Source organism: Nocardia sp. NPDC050435, assembly GCF_040655395.1.
In the GTDB taxonomy this organism is placed as follows: Bacteria; Actinomycetota; Actinomycetes; order Mycobacteriales; family Mycobacteriaceae; genus Nocardia.
In genome coordinates this window covers 358,992-384,196 of record NZ_JBFAJW010000010.1, presented here as the reverse complement: position 1 = coordinate 384,196, position 25,205 = coordinate 358,992, and the positions used below count along the sequence as shown (strand labels likewise).

The 25,205-nt window shown below is 70.8% G+C and carries 23 protein-coding genes; 13 read left to right on the top strand and 10 right to left on the bottom strand.

Annotated elements, in window-relative coordinates:
- The first annotated feature begins 230 nt into the window (after positions 1-230).
- Both AB0I43_RS30005 and AB0I43_RS30000 read left to right on the top strand, forming a co-directional pair.
- Positions 231-1,097 carry a MerR family transcriptional regulator gene (locus tag AB0I43_RS30005; RefSeq protein WP_356977294.1) on the top strand — a complete coding sequence of 289 codons (867 nt, stop codon included), beginning with the start codon at positions 231-233 and terminating at the stop codon, positions 1,095-1,097.
- Positions 1,098-1,157: 60 nt separating this feature from the next.
- Positions 1,158-1,757: a lipocalin family protein gene (locus AB0I43_RS30000; protein ID WP_356977292.1), complete on the top strand. Its 600-nt coding sequence runs from the start codon at positions 1,158-1,160 to the stop codon at positions 1,755-1,757.
- 18 nt (positions 1,758-1,775) lie between these two features.
- On the opposite strand, the gene AB0I43_RS29995 is transcribed toward AB0I43_RS30000, so the two are convergent.
- Positions 1,776-3,143 (bottom strand): TIGR01777 family oxidoreductase, encoded by a 1,368-nt coding sequence (locus tag AB0I43_RS29995; RefSeq protein WP_357433034.1) that lies wholly within the window; start codon positions 3,141-3,143, stop codon positions 1,776-1,778.
- An 87-nt stretch (positions 3,144-3,230) separates the two neighbouring features.
- Positions 3,231-3,965 (bottom strand): uracil-DNA glycosylase, encoded by a 735-nt coding sequence (locus AB0I43_RS29990; protein ID WP_356977288.1) that lies wholly within the window; start codon positions 3,963-3,965, stop codon positions 3,231-3,233.
- A 124-nt stretch (positions 3,966-4,089) separates the two neighbouring features.
- Here AB0I43_RS29990 and AB0I43_RS29985 point away from each other — a divergent pair, with 124 nt between their 5' ends.
- Genes AB0I43_RS29985 through AB0I43_RS29975 form a run of 3 tightly spaced genes read left to right on the top strand, consistent with a single transcriptional unit; the run spans position 4,090 to position 7,253 of the window.
- Entirely contained in the window at positions 4,090-5,376 is a 1,287-nt protein-coding gene (locus AB0I43_RS29985; RefSeq protein ID WP_356977286.1) for an amidohydrolase, read from the top strand.
- A gap of 44 nt (positions 5,377-5,420) precedes the next feature.
- Positions 5,421-6,641 carry a cytochrome P450 gene (locus AB0I43_RS29980; protein WP_356977284.1) on the top strand — a complete coding sequence of 407 codons (1,221 nt, stop codon included), beginning with the start codon at positions 5,421-5,423 and terminating at the stop codon, positions 6,639-6,641.
- Between the two features lie 60 nt (positions 6,642-6,701).
- Positions 6,702-7,253 (top strand): helix-turn-helix domain-containing protein, encoded by a 552-nt coding sequence (locus AB0I43_RS29975; RefSeq protein ID WP_357433033.1) that lies wholly within the window; start codon positions 6,702-6,704, stop codon positions 7,251-7,253.
- Positions 7,254-7,476: 223 nt separating this feature from the next.
- Here AB0I43_RS29975 and AB0I43_RS29970 read toward each other — a convergent pair whose 3' ends face one another.
- Positions 7,477-8,181, bottom strand: coding sequence for a QsdR family transcriptional regulator (locus AB0I43_RS29970; protein WP_357433032.1), 705 nt, complete (start codon positions 8,179-8,181; stop codon positions 7,477-7,479).
- Positions 8,182-8,244: 63 nt separating this feature from the next.
- On the opposite strand from AB0I43_RS29970, the gene fabG reads away from it, so the two are divergent.
- From fabG to AB0I43_RS29955, 3 genes are all read left to right on the top strand, one after another.
- Complete coding sequence (gene fabG, locus AB0I43_RS29965) at positions 8,245-8,994, top strand: 3-oxoacyl-ACP reductase FabG (RefSeq protein ID WP_357433031.1); 750 nt, start codon at positions 8,245-8,247, stop codon at positions 8,992-8,994.
- Positions 8,995-8,998: 4 nt separating this feature from the next.
- Entirely contained in the window at positions 8,999-9,451 is a 453-nt protein-coding gene (locus AB0I43_RS29960; RefSeq protein WP_357433030.1) for a MaoC family dehydratase, read from the top strand.
- 681 nt (positions 9,452-10,132) lie between these two features.
- Positions 10,133-10,552: a hypothetical protein gene (locus AB0I43_RS29955; protein WP_357433029.1), complete on the top strand. Its 420-nt coding sequence runs from the start codon at positions 10,133-10,135 to the stop codon at positions 10,550-10,552.
- Between the two features lie 2 nt (positions 10,553-10,554).
- Here the strand turns inward: AB0I43_RS29955 and AB0I43_RS29950 are convergent, their stop codons facing one another.
- The 6 genes from AB0I43_RS29950 to AB0I43_RS29925 form a co-directional block, all read right to left on the bottom strand.
- Entirely contained in the window at positions 10,555-11,421 is an 867-nt protein-coding gene (locus tag AB0I43_RS29950) for an ElyC/SanA/YdcF family protein (RefSeq protein ID WP_357433028.1), read from the bottom strand.
- A gap of 110 nt (positions 11,422-11,531) precedes the next feature.
- Positions 11,532-14,288, bottom strand: coding sequence for a DUF5682 family protein (locus AB0I43_RS29945; RefSeq protein ID WP_357433027.1), 2,757 nt, complete (start codon positions 14,286-14,288; stop codon positions 11,532-11,534).
- Positions 14,285-15,397, bottom strand: coding sequence for an AAA family ATPase (locus AB0I43_RS29940; protein ID WP_357433026.1), 1,113 nt, complete (start codon positions 15,395-15,397; stop codon positions 14,285-14,287). Before AB0I43_RS29940 ends, AB0I43_RS29945 begins: the two co-directional genes overlap by 4 nt.
- Before the next feature lie 10 nt (positions 15,398-15,407).
- A complete protein-coding gene (locus tag AB0I43_RS29935) occupies positions 15,408-16,910 on the bottom strand; it encodes a VWA domain-containing protein (protein ID WP_357433025.1) in 1,503 nt (500 codons plus the stop codon).
- Positions 16,907-18,286, bottom strand: a complete 1,380-nt coding sequence (locus AB0I43_RS29930; protein ID WP_357433024.1) for a hypothetical protein — start codon at positions 18,284-18,286, stop codon at positions 16,907-16,909. The genes AB0I43_RS29935 and AB0I43_RS29930 overlap by 4 nt, the downstream gene beginning before the upstream one ends.
- Complete coding sequence (locus AB0I43_RS29925) at positions 18,286-18,774, bottom strand: hypothetical protein (RefSeq protein WP_357433023.1); 489 nt, start codon at positions 18,772-18,774, stop codon at positions 18,286-18,288. Before AB0I43_RS29925 ends, AB0I43_RS29930 begins: the two co-directional genes overlap by 1 nt.
- Before the next feature lie 271 nt (positions 18,775-19,045).
- On the opposite strand from AB0I43_RS29925, the gene AB0I43_RS29920 reads away from it, so the two are divergent.
- The 4 genes from AB0I43_RS29920 to AB0I43_RS29905 all read left to right on the top strand — a co-directional run bounded on the left by AB0I43_RS29920 (position 19,046) and on the right by AB0I43_RS29905 (position 22,569).
- Positions 19,046-20,590 (top strand): NAD(P)/FAD-dependent oxidoreductase, encoded by a 1,545-nt coding sequence (locus tag AB0I43_RS29920; RefSeq protein ID WP_357433022.1) that lies wholly within the window; start codon positions 19,046-19,048, stop codon positions 20,588-20,590.
- Positions 20,591-20,737: 147 nt separating this feature from the next.
- The gene (locus tag AB0I43_RS29915; RefSeq protein ID WP_356977258.1) at positions 20,738-21,532 is read left to right on the top strand and encodes an SAM-dependent methyltransferase; all 795 of its coding nucleotides are present in this window, start codon (positions 20,738-20,740) and stop codon (positions 21,530-21,532) included.
- A 64-nt stretch (positions 21,533-21,596) separates the two neighbouring features.
- Positions 21,597-22,346 (top strand): ferritin-like domain-containing protein, encoded by a 750-nt coding sequence (locus AB0I43_RS29910; RefSeq protein ID WP_357433021.1) that lies wholly within the window; start codon positions 21,597-21,599, stop codon positions 22,344-22,346.
- Between the two features lie 76 nt (positions 22,347-22,422).
- On the top strand, positions 22,423-22,569 hold the full coding sequence (locus AB0I43_RS29905) for a hypothetical protein (RefSeq protein ID WP_357433020.1): 147 nt from the start codon (positions 22,423-22,425) through the stop codon (positions 22,567-22,569).
- Between the two features lie 218 nt (positions 22,570-22,787).
- Here AB0I43_RS29905 and AB0I43_RS29900 read toward each other — a convergent pair whose 3' ends face one another.
- Positions 22,788-23,561, bottom strand: coding sequence for an IclR family transcriptional regulator (locus AB0I43_RS29900; RefSeq protein ID WP_357433019.1), 774 nt, complete (start codon positions 23,559-23,561; stop codon positions 22,788-22,790).
- Between the two features lie 85 nt (positions 23,562-23,646).
- Here AB0I43_RS29900 and hutH point away from each other — a divergent pair, with 85 nt between their 5' ends.
- Positions 23,647-25,200: a histidine ammonia-lyase gene (gene hutH, locus AB0I43_RS29895; RefSeq protein ID WP_357433018.1), complete on the top strand. Its 1,554-nt coding sequence runs from the start codon at positions 23,647-23,649 to the stop codon at positions 25,198-25,200.
- Positions 25,201-25,205 lie beyond the last annotated feature (5 nt).

Here is a 25,205-nt window from a genome sequence, read left to right as displayed (position 1 = left end):
CTACGGTAAACGATGCAGAAACGATGCACCATCGGAGCGGCGTCGGCGAGCGATTCTCGGCTCGACCGAGAAACCTGCGCCGAGATGCATCATTAGTGCACCGTTTGCGTGGTAGCGTCGATACACGCGGGCCGCGGGTCCGCGGCCGAGGGCGCGCCGAGCGGGAGACAGGTCATGACTTCGATTCGATACCCGCGGCGGCGGGGTTTGGCCGCATCCGCGTCCGTGTGATGACCGTCACCGGAGACAGCGATCCCGAGGGCCTCACCGAGTACACCGTGGGGGCGGTGGCGCAACGCCTGGGCATTCCGGTCGGCACGCTGCGCAGCTGGAACCGGCGCTACGGAATCGGTCCGACACAGCGCAATCCGGGGCGGCACCGGTACTACACGGTGCGCGATATCGACGAGGTCAGCCGCATGCTGGAGCTGATCCGGGCCGGGGCGGCTCCGGCCGGCGCGGCCCGGGCGGCGCGAGCGGCCCGCCGGCCCGCGCCCGTGCCCGGCGATGTCGCGGCGGTGGTCGCCGCCGCCGAGGCGATGAGCGTCGCCGGGCTGACCGAGCTGATCTCCACCCATGTCACGCACTACGGCGTCGCCGACACCTGGAACCGCCTGTGCCGTCCCGCTTTCGAGCACATCGTGCAACGCCAGGGTGACGGCGGCAGCTACGTCGAGGTCGAGCACCTGCTCTCCTGGGCCGTGACGACCAGCCTGCACCGCGCCAGCCCCGTGCTGGCCCGCCCGGACGAGCGGCCCGGCATCGTGCTGGCCTGCACCGAGGGCGAGCAGCATGTGCTCCCGCTGGAGGCTTTGCGGGCGGCGCTGGCCGAACGTGGTTGTCCCGCACTGTTCCTGGGCGCTTCGGTGCCGTGCGAGGCGCTGGTGCACGCGCTCGCGCGGCGGCGGCACCCGTCCCGGGTGGTGCTGTGGTCGCAGGCGGCGGCCACCGCGTCGCGGGCGACCGTGCTGGCCGCCGCGCCGTTCGGGGCCGACGTGCTGCTCGCCGGACCGGGCTGGAGCGGTGACCCCGCGTTCGCCGATCAGCGGCATCTGGCCTCGCTGGACGAGGCGCTCGAGGTGCTCGCGCCGGAATGATGCATCGTTTCTGCATCGGTTTAGGGCTAGGCTGGTCGCAGCCAACCAGGAGGAAGCCTCATGCCCCGGATCCGACTTCGCCCCCGTGTCACCGCCCCGGTCCTGCTCACCGTCGCCGCCGCCCTCGCCTCGGTCGCCCCGGCCGCGGCCGCGCCGCCCGCGCCCGTGCCGCGCCTGGAGCTGGCGCGCTATCTGGGTACCTGGCACCAGCTCGCCGCGGTGCCGCAGCCGTTCAACCTCGACTGCGCCCGGGACACGCGCGCCGAATACGCGCTGGACCCCGCGGGCGACGTCTCGGTGTTCAACAGCTGCACCACCTGGAGCGGAGGCCGCAACGAGATTCGCGGCACCGCGACGGTGAACGACCAGGACACGCTCGCGCAGCTGCACGTCAGTTTTCCGGGCGTCCCCACCCAGGATTCGCGCTACGGCGCGACCAACTACATCGTCACCGCGCTCGGCGACGAGTACTCCTGGGCGGTGGTGACCGACCCGCTGCGGCTGTCCGGCTTCGTGCTGTCGCGGACCCCGCGGCTCGACCCCGCGCAGTGGGGCGAGGTGCGCGCCGCCATCGCCCGCGCGGGCGGCAACGACTGCCTGTATCTGACCTCGCCGACCACCGGCGGACTGGATACCGTCGCCCCGCTCTGCACCACCTGAGCTGACCGCCGCCCGGCCTCAGCGGCCGGGCGGCTCGGTGGCCTCGCGCCCGAACAGATGCGCGAGCGCCGCCTCGAGATCCGGTGTGCGGAAACGATGCCCGGCGTCGGCGAGCCGCTCCGGCGCTATCCGCTGACTGGCGGTGGCGAGTTCGCGCGCGCCCTGGCTGCCGAGCAACAGCGCCGGGCCGAACGCGGGCACCGGCAGCAGCGCCGGGCGATGCAGGGTGCCGGCCAGGACGCGGGTGTATTCGGCATTGCGCACCGGGTGTGGAGCGACGGCGTTCACCGGGCCGGACAGCGAATCATCCCACAGCGCACGGTGATACACCTCGATCAGATCGTCGATCCCGATCCAGGACAACCACTGCCGGCCGTCGCCGATCCGGCCGCCGAGGCCGAGCGCGAACAGCGGGCGCAGCAGCCGCAGCGTGCCGCCCCGGGGTGACTGCACGACTCCGGTGCGGACCCGCACCACCCGGGTTCCGGCCTCGGCGGCGGGGCGGGTGGCGTCCTCCCAGCCCGCGACCACGTCGGCGAGGAAGCCGTCGCCGCGTGCGCTGGTCTCGGTGAGCAGTTCGTCGGCGCGGTCGTAGCCGTAATAGCCGATGGCGGAGGCGGAGACGAACGTGCGCAGCCCGGTGCGCGCCGCGAGTTCGGCCAGCGCGCGGGTGGGCGCGAGGCGGCTGTCGGTGATTTCGCGCCGGTGCTGCTCGGTGAACCGGCCGGCGATCGACGCGCCCGCCAGGTGGACCACGGCGTCGACGCCGTCGAGCAGATCGGGGGCGGGGTGGGCCGGATCCCACTGCCGCTCGTTCTCGGCGCGCGGGCGGTGCCGGACCAGCCGCAGCACGGTGTGCCCGCCGGTGCTCAGGAAGGCCGACAGGGCCGAGCCGACGAGACCCGAGGCGCCGGTGATCGCGATCGTCGCGTTCGTCCAGCCGTGCCGCGCGGCCAGCTGGTGCGCGGCCAGATCGGCGGCGAGCTGGCGGTAGCGGTAGGCGAAGGTGGCGTCGAGCAGGGCGGCGGGGACCGGGGTTTCGACCCGGTCGATGACGCGGGTGTGCTGGTCGTCCACCGCTTCGAATTCGTGGGTGTGCCGCCAGCGCATAGCCACCGCCGCGGGCAGCAAGGCCAGGCCGTCGCGCGCGACCTCGTCGGCGAAGCGGTGCGGTGGATCGAAGGCCCGCCGGTCGTGCCGGGCGACCCAGCGCAAGCCGCCGGGCAGCCGCAGCACGGCGCGGCCGTCGGCCAGCGAATCCGCCTCCCGCACCAGCGACATCGGCTGCCACGGCGGGGAGAGCCGGGTGAAGGCGCCCGGCCGGGCGAACCAGTCGAAGACCTCGGGCAGGGGTGCGGAAACGATGCTCGAACGTTCGATGCCCATGCCCCGAGCGTAGTCCGTCGAAGGGCCGGATGCGTCGTTCATGCATCGTTTGTCTGTCCGGGTGTCCCGCAAATGTCGCGTTCGCCCTTACCCGGGCAGTGGCGGGTCCGCGGGGGTGAGGCCCGCGGCTTTCGCGGCGGCGGCGAGCACGTCCTCGATCATGGCCGGGGTGAGGCGGCCGGTGAAGGTGTTCTGCTGGCTGACGTGGTAGCAGCCGAAGACGTGCAGCGGCGCGCGGTCGGCGGACCTGGGGGACAACGTGATCCGGACACCGTGGCCGAATTTCGGGCGCGGCCGGGGAATGGCCCAGCCCGCCGCATCGAGCACCGGCAGCAGCGCCTGCCAGCCGAAGCCGCCGAGGACCACGATCGAGCGCACCATGGGCGCGAGCAGATCGAGTTCGGTGTCGAGCCAGTGTCGGCAGCGGTCGCGTTCCTCCGGCAGTGGCTTGTTGTCCGGGGGTGCGCAGTGCACGGGCGCGGTGACGCGCGCGCCGAGCAGCCGCAAGCCGTCGTCGCGGTGCACCGCCGTCGGCTGATTCGCCAGCCCCACCGCGTGCATGGCGGCGTAGAGCACGTCGCCGCTGCGGTCGCCGGTGAACATGCGGCCGGTGCGATTGCCGCCGTGCGCGGCGGGCGCCAGCCCGACGATCAGCAGCCGGGCGTCGTCCGGCCCGAAGCCGGGAACGGGCCGCCCCCAATAGGTTTCGTCGCGGAAGGCGGCGCGCTTGTCCCGGGCGACCTGCTCCCGCCAGGCCACCAACCGCGGGCAGGCGCGGCACTCGGCGACGGCGGCATCCAGTTCGCTGATGGTTCGGCACATCCCCCGACTCAACCACGAGGCTGCGACATCGCGCAGCAGGTAGTTAGCCAAATGTTAGCCATCTGTCGGTCGGGGTACGGCATAGTGGGCATCGACCGCCGTCACGCCAGGAAACGGAGCTGAGATGCCGGAGCCGGACTACGCCGAACTGGACCAGCGTGCCGCCGCGGTGGCCGAGCAGGTGGTGCGCTGGCGGCGGCACCTGCACCAGCACCCGGAGCTGTCGAATCGGGAAAGCGCGACGGCGGCGCTCATCGCCGAGCACCTGCGATCGCTGGGGTTGGACGAGGTGCGCACGGGGATCGCCGGGCACGGCGTGGTGGGTGTGCTGCGCGGTGGCGCGGCGGGGGATCGGGTCGTCGCGCTGCGCGCGGACATCGATGCGCTGCCGGTGCCGGATCGGTGCGGAGCGGATTTCGCCTCGACCGTGGTCGACGAGAACTACCCCGGCGGTCCGTTCCCGGTCTCGCACGCCTGCGGGCACGACTGCCACACCGCGATGCTGCTGGGCGCGGCCACGGTGCTCGCCGGGGTCCGCGAAAGCCTGCCGGGCACCGTGCTTTTCGTCTTCCAGCCCGCCGAGGAGGGGCCGCCGGTGGACGAGCGGGGCGGCGCCGCGCAGATGCTGGCCGAGGGCGCGCTCGACGACCCGGAGCCGACGATGGCGTTCGGCTTCCACGTCACGCCCTATCCGAAGGGCTACATCGGCTATCGCGTGGGCAATCAATTCGGGGCGTCGTGCCTGGTGAAGATCGAGATCACTGGTCAGCAGGTGCACGGGTCGACGCCGTGGATGGGCATCGATCCGATGCCGCCCGCCGGGGCGGTGCTCACCGGCATCGGCCAGTTGTACCGGCAGATCAACGCTTTCGATCCGGTGACGGTCAGCATCGGCCACGTCGAGGACGTCGGCCGGTTCAACATCATCGGGCAGACGGTCACGCTCTGGGGCACCATCCGCTGCGCCGTCGAAGCCGACATGGCGGAGGTGCGGCAGCGGGTCGAGACGCTGGCCACCCATACCGCGCAGGCCTACAACTGTTCGGCCACCGTCGAATTCCTGCAGGATGTGCCCGCCGTGCACAACTCGGCCGCGTGGGTGACGGCCGGGCTGCCCACCTTCCGGCGGGTCGCCGGCGCGGAGCGGGTGCTGGAGACCGCGCCGACGCTGGGCTACGACGATGTCTCGGAGTTCGTCGGCAAGTACGGCGGGCTGTACGTCACCCTCGGCGTGCAGGACGCGGAGATCGGGCCGCAGGGGATGCCGCGCCCGGCGCCCGGCGGGCGCGGCATGGCGATGAACCACAATCCGGCTTTCTACGCCGACGACGACACCCTGGTGGTCGGCGTGCGGCTGCACGCCCATGTCGCCGTCGATCACCTCGCCGGGCGGCTCACGCCGCACGAGTGAAACGTGTTCTAGACAAAAATGCCGAACTGTCTTACCGTGACGACATGTCGTCAGGGTTGTCCAGCAGCGTCCGGTTCGAATTGCGGTCGGGGGTGACCTGGCGGGACCCGTGGCCGATGTATGCCGCTCTGCGCGACCACGATCCGGTGCACCACGTGGTCCCCGACGACGATCCGGGGTCCGACTACTTCGTGCTTTCGCGGTATGCGGACGTCTACGAGGCCGCGCGCGACTGCGCGACGTACTCCTCCGCCTCGGGCCTCACCGTCGACTATCGCGACCTGGAAAAGGTCGGGCTCGGCGAGAATCGGCCGTTCGTCTTCACCGATCCGCCCGAGCACACCGAGTTCCGCAAGCACGTGGCCAAAGGGTTCACGCCCCGGCAGGTGAGCGCCGTCGAACCGGCCGTGCGCGAGTTCGTGATCGAGCGGGTCGAGCGGCTGCGCGCCGCGGGCGGCGGCGATATCGTCACCGAGCTGTTCAAGCCGCTGCCGAGCATGGTGGTCGCGCACTATCTCGGTGTGCCCGAACAGGATCGGTCCAACTTCGACAGCTGGACCGAGTCGATCGTCGCCGCCTCGGCGCAAGGCAATGTCGCCGACGCGCAGGCGGCGGTCGGCGAGCTGCTGGGCTACTTCACCGGGCTGATCGAGCGCCGCCGCGCCGAACCAGGCGACGACACCGTCTCCCATCTCGTGGCCGCGGGCATGGGCGCGGACGGCGACTTCGCCGGCATCCTCGCCATCCTCGGTTTCGCCTTCACCATGATCACCGGCGGCAACGACACCACCACCGGAAACCTCGGCGGCGCAGTGCAATTGCTGCACCAGCGGCCCGATCAACGTCGCCTGCTCCTGGACGACCCGAGCCTGATCCCGGACGCCGTCGAGGAATTCCTGCGGCTCACCTCACCCGCCCAAGGGCTCGCGCGCACCGTGCGGCGCGACGTCGAACTGCACGACACGATCATTCCCGCCGGGCGGCGCGTGCTGCTGCTGTACGCCTCGGCCAATCGCGACGAACGCGAATTCGGCCCCGACGCGGGCGAACTCGACGTCCGGCGCCGGCCGCGCCAGATCCTGACCTTCAGCCACGGCAATCATCACTGCCTCGGCGCGGCCGCCGCGCGGCTGCAAGCCCGGGTGGCACTGGAGGAACTGCTGGCCCGATGCCCGGATTTCAGCGTCGATCTCGACGGGGTGCGTTGGTCGGAAGGCAATTACGTGCGCTGGCCCACGAACGTGCCGTTCCAGGTGCGGGGGTGAGCGCGGCCGTCGTCGAGGGAGAATGCGGGTTCCGGACATGAGCGGAAGAGTGGTGCGGCGGTGACGAGTTGGCTGCGGGACGAGCGGACCGACGCGGCGGTCGAGCGAATACTCGACGCGGCGGGCCATCTGTTCGCCGAACGCGGTGTCGCCGAAACCGGCATGGCGGAGGTCGCCCGGGCGGCGGGGTGCTCGCGGGCGACCGTCTACCGGTACTTCGACAACCGGCAGGCGCTACGGCAGGCGTTCGTGCACCGCGAGGCGCGCCGTCTCGGGGCCGCGGTCACCGAGCAGGTCGCGGCGGTGGCGGATCCGGCGGAACGGATCGTCGCCGCCATGCTCGCGGCCGTGCACGCGGTGCGCGCCGATCCGCTGCTGATCGCCTGGTTCACGCCGGCCAACGCCGGTTTCGCCGGCGATATCGGCCAGTCCTCCGCGGTCATCGAAGCCATGGCAGGCCACTTCCTCGGCGCACACGGCGCGGAGCCCCCACCGCTGGCCCGCTGGCTCACCCGCGTGATCGTCTCGCTGCTCACCGTTCCCGGCCGCGATGCCGACGAGGAACGCGCGATGCTCGAGGAGTTCGTCGCGCCGCTGCTCAGCCGGGTTTAGGTGATTCGGGCGGGTTACCGCCGGGGTGAACCGGACTGCGGCTGCGGCGCCTCTGTCGGTCGGGTGTAGGCCGTTGGGGCGGGTGGCTGCCGCCCCTGCGGCTTCCGCCAGGGTGATGCCTGCGCTGCGGCGCCTCTGTCGGTCGGGTGTAGGCCGTTCGGCAGGGTGGCTGCCGCCCCGCGGCTTCCGCGAGTCGCACTGAATCTGCCGCGAGCTCGATCCGTCAGCTGTTCGGAGGCGGCGGCTCGGCTGTGGGCGCGGACTGTCGGCCGTTCCGTGGGCGCCCGGTTTGCCTCGGCCGGTCAGCGTGCGGGTTGGCCGGGGGCTGGTGCGCGTCGGGATTCGCGCCGACGAGGACGGCGACGACCTGGCGCAGGCGGTCGACATCGCCGCGGATGCCGGCGGCGCGGTCGTTGTAGAGGAAGGCTTCGGCGAGGCGGACCAGGGAGTAGGCCAGCAGGGGGCGTTCCAGGGGTGGCTGGTAGCCGTCTTCGGCTTCGACGCGGGCGATCAGGTCTTCCACGGCGGCGATGGCTCTCGTCTGGACCGGGCCGTCACCCGCGGTGATGATGCGCAGGCCGGAGAGCGGCTCGTTCTCGAAATAGCGGCGGAAGGGTTCGTTGTCGGATTCCCAGCGGGCGACGCGGTCGAAGACTTCGAGCACGCGTTGCGCGCCGTGGCTGCGGCAGCGCGCGTCGGCCCGCGCGATCAAGCCCTCGTATTCTTGGACCAGCATGGCGCCCAGCAGGCCGTCGCGGGAACCGAACCAGCGGTAGATGGAGGCGCGGCTCAGGCCCAGTTCGGCGGCGATCGCCTGAACGTCGACGCGCTCGCCGGCCAGGAAGGCTCGGCGAGTCAGGTTGAGGACCTGCTCGCGGGTCGCGGATGCCGGACGGCCGGGCGAACGAGTGGACGGGGGGTTGCGCACCGGGTGAATAATACAGCTCGTAACGTATGTCTCGAACGACGCCCATTCACGTCAGGAGTCTCTATGACCCGCACAGCCATTGTCACCGGATCCGCGCGCGGTATCGGCGCGGCCACCGCGCGCCGGCTCGCCGCCGACGGTTTCGCGGTCGCGATCCTGGATCTCGACGAATCCGCATGCAAGCCCGTGGTCTCCGACATCGAGGCCGCCGGCGGCAAAGCCCTCGCCGTCGGCGTCGACGTCTCCGACGAGCAGTCGGTCGAGGTGGCCGTGCAGCGGGTCGCGAGCGAACTCGGCGCGCCCACCGTGCTGGTGAACAACGCGGGCATCCTGCGCGACAACCTGCTGTTCAAAATGTCTGCGCTGGACTGGGATTCGGTGCTCAATGTGCACCTGCGCGGCTCGTTCCTGATGAGCCGCGCCACCCAGAAGTACATGACCGAGGCCAAGTGGGGCCGCATCGTGAACCTGTCCAGCACCTCGGCGCTGGGCAACCGCGGCCAGGCCAACTACTCGGCGGCCAAGGCCGGTCTGCAGGGCTTCACCAAGACCCTCGCGATCGAGCTGGGCAAGTTCGGCGTCACCGTGAACGCGATCGCGCCCGGCTTCATCCAGACCGATATGACCGCCGCCACCGCCGAGCGGGTCGGCGTGCCGTTCGACCAGTTCATCGCCGGGGCCGCGAGCCAGATCCCGGTGCAGCGCGTGGGCCAGCCCGAGGACATCGCCAACACGGTGTCGTTCTTCGTGGGTGAGGCGGCCGGATTCGTCTCCGGCCAGGTCATCTACGTCGCCGGCGGACCGACCTGCTGACGCCATGCGAAGCTTCGACGGTATCGCCGAGCTGGAGCAGGCGGCGGGCACGCACCTGGGCTACAGCGAATGGCACACCATTACCCAGGAACAAGTGAATCTGTTCGCCGAGGCGACCGGCGACCACCAGTGGATCCACGTCGATCCGGTGCGGGCCGCCGAGGGGCCCTTCGGAACCACCATCGCGCACGGGTATCTGACATTGTCGCTGCTGCCGATGCTGGTCGCGGAGGTCTATCGGATCGACGGTCTGAAGATGGCCGTCAACTACGGCTCCGACAAGGTCCGGTTCCCGGCTGCGGTCCCGGTGGGCAGCCGGGTGCGCGCAGGCGTGGAACTGCTCGCGATCGAGCGCAAATCCGCCGGCGCACAGGTCTCGACGCGGGTCATCATCGAGATCGAGGGTGGCGCGAAACCGGCGTGCGTCGCGCAGCCGATCGCGGTGCTGATGGACTGAGCGCCCTGTGCTCGGCCGAGTCTCGGCCGGGCGCCGGTGCGACGATCCTGCCTGGCATCGCGCCGGTGCGTTCGCGAACAGTGATTCGTGGTCGCCCCGGCGCGATGCAGCGGCCGGAGCCTTGGTGACGGCGCGGCCGCGGCGGCCCCTCGCAACAGCTAACGGCTGGCGCCGACACGCTCGGCGTGGCCCGTGCCGGAACCACGCGGTGGTCAGCGGTGCCGCCGTGCTCGGCGCGGGCCCGCTGCCGGGACCACATAAGCCGCTGTCGGGACCACGCAGGTTGCTGGGACCACGCGGGGCTCTGGGGAATCACGCAGGCTGCTGTTGGGACGGCGCGTGCCGCTGTCGAGACCGCGCAAGCTGCTGTCGGGACCACGCGGGCTGCTGGGACCACGCGGGGCTCTGGGGAATCACGCAGGCTGCTGTTGGGACGGCGCGTGCCGCTGTCGAGACCACACAGGCTGCTGTCGGGACCACGCGGGCTGCTGGGACCACGCGGGGCTCTGGGGAATCACGCAGGCTGCTGCTGGGACGACGCTGCCGCTGTCGAGGCCACGCTGGACGCGCTGCGGCGAACAACCGTCTCGGCGCATGCCCAGCGGCTAGCATCAGGCGCACTGGATCAGCCGACGCAGCTCCATCGAGGTGCGCTGGCACCGCGCGACGAGGGACTCCGCCATGAGTGACCGGATCATCGACATACCCGCTCGGATCGGCCTGCTCGCGGCCGCCTGCGCCGCCGCCTCGGCGGTCGCGCTGCTGGCCGCGCCGAGTGCGGGTGCGACCGCGACGGGCGTCCGGGTGCTGCCCGACATCAACTTCGGCTCCTCGACCAACTACGGCACCGGGTGCAGTTACACGGTCCAGGCGTTCGTGACCGATCCGGTCGCCCCGGTCCAGTTCTACGACAACGGGATTCCGTTGCGCACGCTGCGCCCGTCCGGCGGCACCGTCCTGCTGAACTGGGTCCCCGCGACCCCGGGCGTGCACACGATCAGCGTCGTGCAGGCCCCGGACGATGTCGTCACCGCCGTCGTCGACGTGCGAGTCGGCACGGGCACCCACCTCGGCTACGCCTGCATCGTCTCCGGCGGCTGAGGCTAGCGCGGGCTCGCCGCCATCGCGTCGCGGACCGAAGTCTCTTCGCGCCCGAGGAATTTCGGGTCCGGTTCGGTCGCCATCTCCCACACCGCTTTGGTCGAGGCGATCTGGTCGCGCACCCAGCACTTGATCCACACGCCCTCGTGCGGCTGGCTGTGATCGGCCACCGCGTCGGTTTCGATTCCGGCCGCCCGGCACAGCGCCACCGTGCGCGGCACGCTGAAATCCTGGGTGACGGCGATGGCCCGGCGCACGCCGAAGATCTTGTAGGCCCGGGTGCAGGACTGGTAGGTGTCGAATCCGGCGTAGTCCAGCGCGATCTTGGCCGCTGGTACGCCCTTGCGCACCAGATACCGGCGCATGGCCTCCGGCTCGTCGTAGGTGCGCCTGCCGTTGTCCCCGGTCAGCAGAATCGCTTTCACCTTGCCGGTCTCCAGCAGCCGCTGGCCGATATCGAGCCGGGCCGCCAGGTACGGCGAGGGCTCGCCGTCGTCGTAGACCTGCGCGCCGAACACGATCGCCACATCGGTCGCGGGCACCGCCCCGGCGGTGTATTCGTGGCCGCCGGCCCGGAAGCGCACCCAGCCGATCGAAGCGAGCACGGTCAGCGCGCCGACCAGCACGACGATCGCCGACCATCGCAGTACTGCGCGCGGCTTGAGCTTTCCCTGCACCGCGCGTGGCTTGAGCTTTCCCTGCACCGCGCGTGGCTTGAGCTTTCCCTGCACCGCGCTCGGCTTGAGCTTTCGCAGCACCCCGCGCGGCTCGAGTTTTTCCTGCACCGCGCGTGGCTCGAGTTTTCGCAGCACCCCGCGCGGCTTGAGCTTTCCCAGCACCCCGCGCGGCTTGATCTCTTTCAACCCCACCCCGCAATAGTGCCCGAAGTTCGCGCCAGGCCGTCGTTTTCGGAAGTGCGGACAGCCCGCAGCGGCTGGTGCGGGCTGTCAGCGACTTCGGTGCTCGGGCGCTCGGGTGCTCAGACGCTCGGGACGAGACTCGCGAGCGCGTCGGCGGTGGCGGGGTGCCGCGCCAGCAGGGCGGTCAGCGCCGGATCGGCGGCGGGCCCCACCGTGGCCCAGGAACCCGGGTGCCCCAGCAACTCGGCCAGCGCGTCGCAGGTGTCGGGATGCGCGCGCAGCAGATCGCCGACCGGGCCGCCGGCAGCCACCGGCAGCGCCGCGACCGGCTTCGGCCCAGCGAGCCACGGCGGCACCCACGCGTCGATCGCGGGCAGCGTCGCCGGGAAGGTCCGGCCCGCCTCCCGGGTGAGCGCCGGGATGAGCTCGGCGGCTTGGCCTTTCAGCGTGGTGATCAGCTTCGGCAGCCAGGGCAGCAGCACGGCGTCGGGCAGTCGGCCGAACGCCTTGGACAGCACCTCCACGATGAACGGTTTCAAGGTCGGCACCGGATCCATGGCCTGGATGAACCCGGTCAGATAGTTCGGGAACGCCGGGACGACCAGGGGATTGGCCAGCATGTCGTCGCAGCGCGTCCGCAACTCGGCCAGTGTGAGCAAGCCCAGCTGGTAGCGCGTGGCCCAGAGCAGCGCCACCTTGGCCGGCGCCTCCGGATGCGACTGCAGCACGGCGAGTTCGAGCTGGGTGTGATCACAGCCCAGCGAGAGCGCCAGATTCTCCATGCCGAAGAGGAACCCGAGCATCGCCGCCACCGGCCGGACACCGGTGTCCTCGTCGGCGAAGGCCGTCGGCAGCAGGGTGCAGTAGTGCGCGTAGCCCGCCGTGACGAACCTGCCGCACCACTCCGGCAGACCGGCGTCGGTGGCGCGGAAGTAGTTGAGCAGCAACCGGATCCGGCGCAGCACCTCGGGCGCGTCGTCGACCGAACGTTCCGTGGCGAGCAACTCCACCGCGCGGGCGCCGAGTTCGTCGGCCAGCCGCGTCGAATCCAGATACAGCAGCGCGTCCGTCACCGCGGCGAGCGCCACCGCCGCGGTGGCGTCGGGATCTGCGACGGCGCGGCGCAGGCGCTGCTCCAGCACCTGCTCGAGCGTGACGCCCTCGTACCCGATCTGGACCAGATCGCGCTGATACTTGCCGATCGCGAGATCCCAGGATTCCTGGATCGAGCGCTCACCGAGCGCCCGCGCGCCCATGATCGGCCGGACCGCCTCGGCGGGCATGAGCCGGCGCAGAATCCACAGCAGGTCCGAGCAAGGTTGCAGATGCTGGTCGGTCTGCAGGTCGAGCAGGCAGCGCTGCACGGTGCGCTTGTTCAGATCCAGCCCGAGCGGCGCGAGCCGGTCCAGCACGTCCTGGGCCAGCGGCGGCAGCGCCGCGTAGCCGACCTGGCCGATCCGGTCGCCGCCGAGCAGGATCTCGCAGAGCCGGCGCACATCGCGCCGGCCCGGCGTGTGGTCCTTCTCGATACACGTGATGGCCGCGTCCTGGAAGTCGTACGGCGTCGGGCGAGCCCGATTACGCATGCCCGCCAGCAGGATCGAGGTCTCGAAGATGGCGATCGCGTCGGCCGTCGAGGCCAGGTAGCCGTTGCGCCGGGCCAGCCGGACGATGTCGACCGACCATTCCAGCAGTTCGGCCTCGTCCAGATTGTCCAGGCGCGGGGGACTGGACAGGAATCCGGAGAGCTTGTCGGTCTCGCCCGCGGGCGTGGCCGCGGGTAGCGGTTTCACCTTGCCACGCCGCGCGGGTGACTTGGCCTGCCCGTTCAGCTGGAACGGGCTGATCCCGTTGCGGCGCAGCCCCTTCGACCAGGTCGCCGCCGCGATCGACACCGAGCCCGCCGCCAGCCCGAACTGCGCCTCGATCGCGGAGTGGCTGGACGGGATCAGACCGTACTGCCAGACCGTGGCCGAGCGCGGACTGATCTCGAACGGCGCCCGCGATGCCAGCCCGAACTGCTCGACCCGGCTGGCAGCATGGAACGCGCCGCAGATGTAGAGGCACGCCGCCGGATCGGCGCCGGAGGCGGCGAGGTGCTCGCGCATGCGGGTCCACATGTAGCGTTCCCGATCCTCGTCGCGGTCCAGATCGCCGCGCCGCAGCCGGCGGAACAGGCTGCCGATCAACACCATCACCTGGCGGTAGGTGTCGTAATCGGCGCCGGCCAGCGGCTGTTCGACGTACTGATCCCACCACTCCGACCAGTGCCGGACCTTGCCGTGGTGCAGCAGGTGCTCTTCCAGTTCGGCGAAATGCGGGCGCATGTCACCGATTTCGATACCCACGGCGTCGCCGTGCAGTCCGGATTCCTCGTCCTCGACGGCGCTGGCCTCGGCCGGCTCGGCGGGCGTCCACTGGAAGACGTGATCGGTGGACCGATCCACCAGCACCAGCTCCACACCCGGCGTGTCGAGCGCGTAGGCGATGGCCTGGTACTCGGCCGAGGCCTCGGTGATCGGGGCGACCACCGACAGCGGCGCCCACTGCTTGGGGAATCCGTCCACCTCACCGGCCCAAGCCTGCACCGCCACCGGCAGCTTGCAGTTGCGCAGCTCGTCCAGGATCGGCCGCAGATCCTCGCACAGCTCCAGATAGATGACCCTGGGCTGCTTTTCGCGCAACCGGCGCGCCATCGCCAGCGCGGAGGCGGGTGAGTGGTGGCACACCGGGAAGATCTCCAGCTCCTCGCGCAGTGCGCGGTCGACATCGTCGACGATGCCGGTGAGGATGTCGGCGACCGGGGCGCCGGCCCCGGCGAACCGGGTCGCGGCGGAAGTGAGCTGGTCGCGGAGCGCGTCGAAGGGTGCGGTCACGAGAGCCTCGCGATCGCGTCCCGGCCGCCCTCGAGGAACTGCGTCCAGTCGCCGCCGCCGTTCTTGGAGCGCGGTTCGACCACGCCGTGCCAGAACTTGTTGAGAATGGCCAGATCCTCCGGCGCCCGCCGCGCCAGCGAGCCGACCAGCGAACTCGCCAGGGTGTTGGCCCGCAGCGTGCTGTCGCCGAAGAACTGGCTGTGCAGGATGGCGTCCTCGAGCACGCCGATCTGCTCGGCGGTGGACAGCGCCGACTCGAGTTTCTCGTCGTCGCTGCCGGCGGCCGCGGCCGCCGCGCGCAGGTCGGCGAAGGAATCCAGCAGGATGTCGAGCAGGGTGGGCGGCACCTCCAGCTCGATCTGATGCCGGCGCAGCAGTTCGGCGGTGCGGAATCGCACGATCTCGGCCTCGCTGCGCTTGTTCGTCACCACCGGGACGCGGACGAAGTTGAAGCGCCGCTTGAGCGCCGAGGACAGATCGTTCACACCGCGGTCCCGGCTGTTGGCTGTCGCGATGATGGAGAAGCCGGGCTTGGCGAAGACGATGTTGTCGTCGTCGAGTTCGGGAATGGAGACGTACTTCTCGGACAGGATCGAGATCAGCGCGTCCTGCACGTCGCTGGTGGAGCGGGTGAGCTCCTCGAAGCGCCCGATGACGCCGTGCTCCATCGCGGTCATGATCGGCGAGGGGATCATCGACTCGCGGGACTGGCCCTTGGCGATGACCATCGAGATATTCCACGAGTACTTGATGTGGTCCTCGGTAGTGCCGGCGGTGCCCTGCACGACCAGCGTGGAATTGCGGCTGATCGCCGCGGCGAGCAGTTCGGCCAGCCAGCTCTTGCCGGTGCCCGGATCGCCGATCAGCAGCAGGCCGCGATCCGAGGCCAGGGTGACGATGCTGCGCTCGACGAAACCGCGGTCGCCGAACCACTTCTGATCGACCTGGCGGTCCAGGCCGTCGGAGCGTTCGGAGCCGAGAATGAACAGCCGCACCATCTTCGGGCTCAGCCGCCACGCGAACGGCTTGGGGCCGTCGTCGATGGATTCCAGCCAGTCCAGTTCGTCGGCGTATTTGACTTCGGCGGGGGCGCGCAAGGTGTCGGACATGAGTGGTCTCCTAGTCGAGAAAGTTCTTGAGTTCGTGGACGAGTTTCTGGATGCGGCCCGAAATGACCGGGGTGCCCATGGCTTTGAAGCGCTCCCGGAACCACGGGTTGACGCTCTGGTGGCCGGAGCTGTTGACCGAGCCGACCGGGATGAACTTCACCCCGTTGCGGTGCACGGCCTGCATGGATTCGAACAGCGGCTGGGAGCGGTCGAACTCGTAGAAATCCGAGATCCAGACCAGCACGGTGTTCTTCGGGTCGGCGATCTTGGGCTGGGCCATCGCCATCGCGACCGGGCCGTCGTTGCCGCCGCCGAGTTTGGTGCGCAGCAGCACCTCGAAGGGATCGTGCACCCACGGCGTGAGATCGATGGCGCGGGTGTCGTAGGCGATGAGGTGCACGTCCACCTTCGGCAGCCCGGCGAAGATGGACGCCAGGATGGTGCAGTTCACCATCGAGTCGGTCATCGAGCCGGATTGGTCGACGACCACGATCATCCGCGCGGGCGTGGTGCGTTTGGCGGTCTGCCGGTAGAACAGCCGGTCGACGTAGAGGCGCTCGTCGTTCGGGTTCCAGTTGGGCAGGTTCTTCCAGATGGTGCGATCGATGTCGAGATTGCGCAGGATGCGTTTGGGTGGCACCGAGCGGTCCAGTGTGCCGGCGCTGGTCTGCTGGACCTGGGTGCGCAGCACCTCGGCGACCTGCTCGACGTAGCGCCGGATCAGCAGCTTGGCATTGGCCAGCGCGACGCCCGACAGATTGGCCTTGTCGCGCAGCAGCTGCTCGATCAGCGACATGCTCGGCGTGAGCTGCGCGGCCAGGCTCGGATCGGCGAGCACCTCGCGCAACCGCATCCGGGAGACCAGGTCACCCTCCAAACCCGCCAGCACCGTGCGCAATTCGCCGTTGCCCTCGTCGCTGAGCAGGCGCCGCAGATAGCCCGCGTCACGTTGCCAGCAGGCCAGCTGGGTGGCGCTGACATTGCCCGAGCCGGTCGCGAACACGTTGAGCAGGAGCTTGGACACCAGCGCGGCGCTGCGCACCTCCTCGGTGCCGACGGCGCTCGCGGCCTCTTCGCCCGGAAGCTCGGCCAGCGGGGCCGGTGGCGCTTCGTGCGTGGCGGGCGACTCGGACGCGGCGATCAGCGGAGGCGCGCCGGACTCCGGCGCGGCCGTGCCGCCCCCGGGCGACGCGGCTGGCTCGGCCGCGCTCGTGGCCGCGGTGGTACTCGGCTCCTCGGCCGCGCGCACGGCCTCGCCCAGCGACTCGAACTCGGCCTCCAGGTCCGGAAAGCGTTGCACGACAGTGTCGATCGAGACGCCGGGATCGAGCAGCGCGGCCGGTAGGCCGTGCTCGCCGACGATGGCGACGCTCGACGATTCGAGCGCTGCCTGCGGCTCGTTGTCGAAGATGCCCGCCAGCAGACGCCAGTAGAGGATCTGCCGCTGGGTCTCGGCGGCATCGGGTGCGCCCGGCGCCCGCCCGCTGCCCGCGGCATCGATGGAGGATGTCATTTGCGCAGCAGCCGTCCCGCTCGTTCCCGCAGCACCGTGACGGAATCACCCGATTTCGCCTGCGCCTTGACCACTTTCGGGTCGGTGGGCCCGCAAGCCCAGTCCCCGGCGTGTGCGTCGGTGACGACGCCCTTGACCGCCTTGCGCACCGCCAGCGGGCGCAGCGTCCAGTGCCCGGCCTCCCAGCGCAGCAGCCCCAGGCAGGCCGCCGAGCCGGTGAGCAGGCCCGGCGTGAGCGGACCCGAGCTCGGCAGCCGGTCGAGTTCGAGCGACAGCCGGTGACCGTCGAGTTCGAGCGCGCCGTCCTTGACCCGGTAGCCCTCCAGCAGGACCGGCTCGGCCAGATGCACCGGGTCGCGATCGAGCGGGGCGGCGGCGGAGCCGGTGGCCGCGGCGAGCTGAATGCGCGCGGTGGCGAACGGATCCGCGGCGCTGCCGAGGACGGCCCGCTCGTCCTGCCAGAGCAGATCGCCGCCCGCGGTGAGCGTCAGGTCGGTGACCTCGAGGGCGCGGTGTTCGGCGAGAGCCTGCAGCAACCGCGGGTGCGCGCCGAGCAGCTGCCAGATCGCCGGGCCGACGATGGTGTCGACCTTGGCGGCGGACACGCTGACCCGGACCCGGTGCACCGCGCCCCCGGCCGCCTCGAGCACTCCGTGCACCTGGGCCTGAACCGCCGTGCCGTGCTCGTGCAGATCGACGCCGAGGATCAACAGCCGCCCGGAAACCGGGGTGCCGACCACGGTTTCGGGGCCCCGCCAGGACAGCAGCAGCGCACGGGCCCACAGATCGGCCCAGCGCTTGGCCGGTACCCGGGCCATGGTCGCGACCGGACAGGACGCGCCCAGCTCGGCCGCGAGACCATCCAGCAGCACCGCGAGCCGGCGCTGCGCGGGCTCGGCCCAGAGCGCCTCGATGGTCTTGTCGGCCGCGGCGACCAGATCGTGGTCGACCCCGCGCCAGCCGGTGATCGCGAGTTCTTGCAGCCAGGAACGGCAGCCCGCCATCAGATTTCCCGGCTCGGTCGCGCCGGCGGCGCCGGCGACCCACTCGGCTCTGGGCCGCCCGAGGGCGCTGTCGACCTGCGCCGCGAGCGCGTCGTGCGCCGCGCCCAGCAGCGCCGCGCGGCCGGCGGCCAGCGCCGATAGCTCCTCCGGCCCGATCGAGCCGGTGCCGAGCTTGTCGACCGCGGCGGCCACCGGTGCGGCCAGCGGCGAACCGCCTACGGCGCCGGCCAATGCGGCGAGGGCGGCGGCCTGCTCGTCGCCGATGCGGGCGAAGCCGTGCACCAGGGCGGCGTCGAAGCCCGCTATCACCTCGAGCGCCTCGGGGACACCCGCCGGCTGGGCGAGGAGTTGCGCCAGTTGAGTCGCGAGCATCAGCGCGCCACCCCCGTGGCGGGGAACCACTGCAGCTCCGGAATCGGTGCGGCGCTGCCGGGCAGCTCCAGATAGGCCAGGTGGCGCAGGAAGCGGCTGAACACGGCCGCCGCCGGCGCGGGTTCGCGGGCACCGCGCAGCGCGGCCGTCAGCTCGCGGGCGGTAGCGGCCTCGACCCGCAGGAAACCCGCGACCCGGGCCACCCCGTATTGCAGGACCGCCTCGGCGATCAGCGCGTCGATGTGCTTGCACTGCCAGCCGCCGTTCAACCCGCCGCAGGGACGGTTGTTGTTGGTGCTGCAGCTGAGCCCGTGCGTCGCGGCCGAGATCGAGGACACGTAGACCCGTGCGATATCGGAGCCGCTGGACACCACGCCCTGCAACCGGCCCTCGGCCATTTCGACGAAGGGCACCTTCGCCAGCTTGCGCGGCGCGACGGTGGGCAACACACGCACCACCGCCGCTCGCTCCCACTCAGACTCGTCCATCCCCGGCCCTCCCGTTGCTTGTCATGGAGATCAATTTACGCCTGGGCACCGACAAGTTCGGGCGCCGGGAAACGTCTACCTATCTGGTCGTTTGGCTTGTCCGACAGAATGATTCGAGTTGTCGGAGGCTGCTGCTACGGTCCGCGCGGGGCGGGCTGCGCGGGACGCGGCAGAGGTATGTGAGCACCCGCCCGCCGGCGATCCCGGAGAACTTCCGGCAAATCGTGCGCGTCGGCGGCGTGCGGACCGCCCGGCGTGCTATCGAGGACGGATGACCCCGACGCGCTCCTCATACGATGTCGTGATCGTCGGCGGCGGCCACAACGGTCTCGTCGCCGCCGCCTACCTGGCCCGCGCCGGGCGCTCGGTGCTGGTGCTGGAGCAGGAGCCCACCACGGGTGGTGCGGCCGTCTCGGCGCGCCCGTTCCCGGGCGTCGAGGCGCGGCTGTCGCGGTACTCGTACCTGGTGAGTCTGCTGCCGCGCGAGATCATTCGCGACCTGGGCCTGCGCTTCGAGGTCCGGCGGCGGCGGATCTCCTCCTACACGCCGGTCGGCGCGGGCGGCCTGCTGGTCGACACCGGGTCCGACGAGCGCACCCGCGCCAGCTTCGCCCGCCTCACCGGCTCGGATCGGGATCATCGCGCGTGGCAGCGGTTCTACGCGAGCACCGGCCGGATGGCCGAGCGGGTCTTCCCGACGCTGACCCAGCCGCTGCCCACCCGCGCCGAACTGGCCCGCCGGATCGACGATCCGGCGCTGTGGGAGGCGATCTTCGAGCGTCCCCTCGGGGAGACCATCGAGGCCACCTTCACCGATGACACGGTGCGCGGCGTGGTGCTCACCGACGCGCTGATCGGCACCTTCACCCATGCCCACGACCCGTCGCTGCTGCAGAACCGCTGCTTCCTCTACCACGTCATCGGCGGCGGCACCGGCGACTGGGACGTGCCGATCGGCGGTATGGGCGCGCTGACCGACGCGCTGGCGAGCGCGGCGCGTTCCGCGGGCGCCGAGATCGTCACCGGATGCGCGGTGTCGGCGATCGAGACCGATGACACCACCACCGAAGTGCGGCACGAGCGCGGCGTCACCGGCGCCGGGCACGTGCTGGTGAACGCCGCGCCGTACGTGCTGAGTCGCCTGCTCGGGGAGCCCGAGCCGGTGAAACCCGAAGGCGCGCAACTGAAAGTGAACATGGTGCTGACCCGCCTGCCGCGCCTGCGCGACACCGGTGTGGACCCGCGCGACGCTTTCGCGGGCACCTTCCACATCGCCGAGTCCTACACCCAGCTGGAGCAGGCCTACCGGGAGGCCGCGGCCGGTCGGATCCCCGCCGCGCCACCCTCGGAAATCTATTGCCATACCCTGACGGATCCGTCCATCCTGTCCCCGGACGCGGCGGCGGCGGGCATGCACACGCTGACGCTGTTCGGATTGCACACGCCCGCAAGGCTGTTCGCCGTCGATCCGGAGCGCGCCAAAGACGCCGCCGCGAAAGCAACTCTCGCGCAACTGGATACGGTCCTGGCCGAACCCATCGCCGACTGCCTGGCGCTGGACGCCACCGGCAAACCCTGCCTGGAGGTCAAGTCCCCGGTCGATCTGGAACGCGATATCGGCCTGCCCGGCGGGCACATCTTCCATCGCGATCTCGCGTTCCCGTGCACCGAGCGGGAACCGGACGGCCCCGCCGGGCGCTGGGGCGTCGGCACCGGCCACAAGACCGTATTCCTCTGTGGCGCAGGCGCGGTGCGCGGTGGCGGCGTCAGCGGGATCGGGGGGCACAACGCGGCCATGGCGGTGCTCGAGTCCTAGTTCCGGGGCGACCGTTCTGAACTTTTTCCGGGATTCCCCGGCAACCCCGCATCGGATCGCCCACAGTCCGCGAAACCGGGTCCCGGGGGCCGCCGATCGGCAGTACAGTCACCGCGACGCAACTCTTCCTTTCTCCCGGGAGCCGGCATGGCCAACAAGCGCAAAGATCTGATTCGCACCGATATTCCGCACTCGGCACGGATCTGGAACTACTGGCTGGGCGGCCGGGACAACTACGAGGTCGATCGGATCGTCGGCGAGTCCTCGGTGCAGGGTTATCCGGACATCAAGACGATGGCGGTTCAATCGCGGCAGTTCCTGATCCGCTCGGTGCGCTACCTGGCGGCCGAGGCCGGGATCCGGCAGTTCATCGATATCGGCACCGGCCTGCCCACGATGGAGAACACGCACGAGGCCGCGCAGGCGGTCGCGCCGTCGTCCAAGATCGTTTATGTGGACAACGATCCGCTGGTGCTCGCGCACGCCCGGGCGCTGCTGGTGAACACGACCGACGAGGGCGTCACCACCTATATCGAGGCCGACTTCAACGAGCCGGAAACGATCATCGCCGACGCCCGCAACGTGCTGAACTTCAAGGAGCCCATCGCGGTGCTGTTCATGGGCGTGCTCGGCCACGCGCCCACCGACGACGACGCACGCCGCATCATCCGGACCATGATGGACGCGGTCGTCCCCGGCAGCTACCTCGCGCACAACGACGGCAGCGACGACGACGAGGGCTATGTGCGGCTCTGCCACAACTACGCCAAAACCGGTGGCGTCCCCTACCACCCGCGTTCGTCGAAGGTGATCGCCAGCTACTACGAGGGGCTGGAGCTGGTCGAGCCGGGGATCGTTCCGTTGAACTACTGGCGCACCGACGAGGAGGCCCAGGGCGTCCGGCCCGGCTCGGTGTGGGGCGGCGTCGGCCGGAAGCCCTGAACCTGCACACGATCTCCACATCCGCGCCCGCCGATCCGCACAGCCGCTTCCTAGGGTTTCGCCCATGGACAGAGTGCAGGTCGGCGCCGGGATCTCCGGTGATTTCACGCGGTGGACAAGCGAGTTCGAGGCCAAGGTGCGCGCGCGTGCCGCCGCCGGTGATCCCGATTGGGCGCGCGGGGCCCGGCTGCATCCCGCGGTGGTGCGCAGTGTGCAGCGATTCCAGGTGGGGGAGAGCGGGGACGGCGCGAATCTGATCGGCAAGGCGGATCGCGCGGGGGACCCGGAGTATTCGGCCGCCGTCCGGCTGTTCATCGACGAGGAACGCAATCACGCCCGGATGCTCGGATTGCTGCTGCGGTCCGCCGGCGCGGGCACCATTTCCGGGCACTGGTCCGACACCGTGTTCGTGTATTTGCGGCGGGCGCTCGGATTGCGGGTCGAACTGATGGTGCTGATGCTCGCGGAAGTCATTGCGCTCCGGTATTACCGGGCCCTGCGCGACGGGTGCGGTGACCCCCTGACCGCCCAGGTGGCGGGCCTGATTCTCGCCGACGAACAGCGGCACGTGCCGTTCCACTGCCAGCGATTGCGCGTCGCTTTCGCCGCGAGCTCCCGTCCGGCACGGCTTTTCGCCGTCGTGGTCTGGTGGCTGCTGCTGGCGGGTGTGACGGTGGTGGTGGCCGTCGATCACGGCGCCGCGCTGCGGCAATTCGGCGTCGGGCGCCTGGATTTCGCGCGCGGGGTGATCGCCCTGTTCGCTGTGATCGTGCCCACCGCGATCCCGCTCACCGATACGGTCCGAATGGCCTGATTAGGAATTTCTTAGGATTGCTGGATATTCTCTGGTTGTTAGCGCAGTAATCAAGAAGTGAGCGGGTAAGAGCGAGATGAGTTTTCGGCAGATCGTCGCCGGCGGCGCAACCCGGCGGATGCACAGCACATTCTGCTACCACCTCCGGGTCGCAGAGTCCGAAAAAGCGGTTCTGGAGCGCGTTTTGGGCGCCCACCGCACCAACACGCTGTCGCAGGCGTAGCGCCGGATCCGGGTGAACCGGATCCGCGGCGCGGGAGACGGCGCCCCGCCGGCGGGTGCGTCGCGGAATCGTGCGGCTCGACGCCGGAATCGATGGCGGCCTAGCGTCGTTACCGGCTCCGGCCGGGCTCGGCCGCGTCGAGCCGCCGAGCCGGAGTACGGCTCGGGCGCAATAGCCTGGGAGTAACTCTCTGAATTCGCGAGCTCGCGTCGCGCCGCTCAGGCCGGACGGCCGCCGATCCGGCGGGTGAGTTCGATTGCCGTGCAGCCGACCTCGGTGGCCAGCGCGGACCAGTCCGTCGCGCACGGCGTGCTCGCGCAGTGGTGGCGCAACGTGACGCTGATGGCCGCGATCGGGTGCCGGGCGTGGTCGAAGACCGGATGGGCCACCGAGGCGAAGCCCGGTGTGACATAGCCGTCTTCGCAGCACCAGCCGCGGCGGCGTTCGGTGGCCAGCAGGGTGCGCAGGGCGGCCAGAGAGGTCGGCCCGCGGTCGGTGCGGTGCACGAAGGCGCTCGCGGCGGGGAACAGGGCGCGCACGTGCGCCGCCGGAAGATGCGCCAGAATGGCGCGGCCCGAGGCGGTCAGGTGCGCGGGCAGGCGCACGCCGACCTCCGTCACCAGGGTTTCCGGCCGGGCGGGACGCTCCTTGATCAGATACAGCAGCTCGTTGCCGTGCAGCACGCCCAGATGGGCGTTGTGGCCCACGCGTTCGACCAACTCCCGCAGCAGCGGACCGGCCAGCCGCTCCAGCGGATCGTGGCGCAGGTAAGCCGAACCGAGTTCGAACGCGGCGATGCCGAGGCCGTAGCGGCGCTCGGCCGGTAGGCGGGTGACGAAGCGGGCCTGCTCGAGTTCGGCGAGCAGGTGGTAGGTCGTGGAACGCGGCAGCTCGAGTTCGCGGGCGATGGCGGCGGCCGAGATCGGACCCGCGCGAGTCGCGAGCAAACGCAGCACGGCCAGACCGCGGCGCAGCGCCGGGATATCGCTCATCCGGTCCTCCGACTGTCTGAAATACCAGACTGTATCCGGCGTGGCCTCATTCTGCCTGGGCCTTCGCCGCTGTGGAATGGGACGCATGCCGGATACCGCACAGGTGGAAGTGGATGGACCGCTGTCCAGGAAATGGGTTGTCGCCGTAGCTCGCGAAGGCGCGACGGTGCGCCTGAGCGAAGCCGCGGACAAGCGCCTGCGCGCGGCGCGCGAGCACGTGGACGCGCTCGCGGCGGGCACCGTGCCCACCTACGGTGTCTCCACGGGATTCGGCGCCCTGGCGACCCGGCACATCCCGCCGCGGAGCCGGGCCGCGCTGCAGCGCTCGCTGATCCGCTCGCACGCCGCGGGCGCGGGCCCGGCGGTCGAACGGGAAGTGGTGCGCGCGCTGATGCTGCTGCGCCTGCGCACCCTGGCCACCGGCCACACGGGGGTGCGCCCGGAGACCGCGCACGCCCTGGCCGCGCTGCTCAACGCGGGAATCGTGCCGGTGGTCCCGGAATTCGGTTCCCTGGGCTGCTCCGGAGATCTGGCCCCGCTGGCCGCGATCGGCCTGGCCCTGCTGGGGGAGGGCGAGGTCCTCGACGCGCAGGGCGTGCGGCGTCCGGCCGCGGAGGCCCTGCGAGCAAACGGCATCGAGGCGGTGGTGCTGGCCGAGAAGGAAGGTCTGGCGCTCACCAACGGCACCGACGGCATGCTCGGCATGCTGGTGCTGGCCCTGGCGGATCTGCACCGGCTGCTCGATGTCGCGGACCTCACCGCGGCCATGAGTGTGGAGGCGCTGCTCGGCACCGACCGGGTCTTCGCCGCGGATCTGCAAGCGCTGCGCCCGCACCCGGGGCAGGCCCGGTCCGCGGAACGGATCCGCGCCGCGCTGGCCGGGTCGGAGATCGTGGCGAGTCACCGCAGCCCGGACTGCAATCGGGTGCAGGACGCGTACTCCCTGCGCTGCGCGCCCCAGGTGCACGGCGCCGCCCGCGACACCGTCGCCTACGCCGAAACCGTCGCCGACCGCGAACTGGCCTCGGCCATCGACAATCCCGTCGTGCTGGCCGACGGCCGCCTGGAATCCAACGGCAACTTCCACGGCGCGCCGGTGGCCTACGTGCTGGACTTCCTGGCGGTGCCGATCGCCGACGTGGCGAGCATGGCCGAGCGGCGCACCGACCGGATGCTGGACACCGCGCGCTCGCACGGGCTGCCCGCGTTCCTGGCCGCGGACCCCGGCGTCGATTCCGGGCACATGATCGCCCAGTACACCCAGGCCGGGGTGGTCAGCGAGCTGAAGCGGCTGGCGGTGCCCGCCTCGGTGGATTCCATTCCGAGCAGCGCGATGCAGGAGGACCACGTCTCGATGGGCTGGTCGGCGGCGCGCAAACTGCGCCGGGCGGTGGACGGGCTGACCACCGTGCTGGCCATCGAATACCTCACCGCCGCACGGGCGCTGGACCTGCGCGCGCCGCTGCGGCCCGGCCCGGTCACCGCGGCAGCGGTCACGCTGCTGCGCACGGTGGTGCCCGGACCCGGGCCCGACCGCCATCTCGCGCCGGAGATCGCGGCCGCCGAGGAGTTGATTCGCTCGGGCGCGCTGAACGAGGTGCTCGCCCGCTCGTTCGCGGAGTCCGGCTCCGGCCGGTGAGCCCG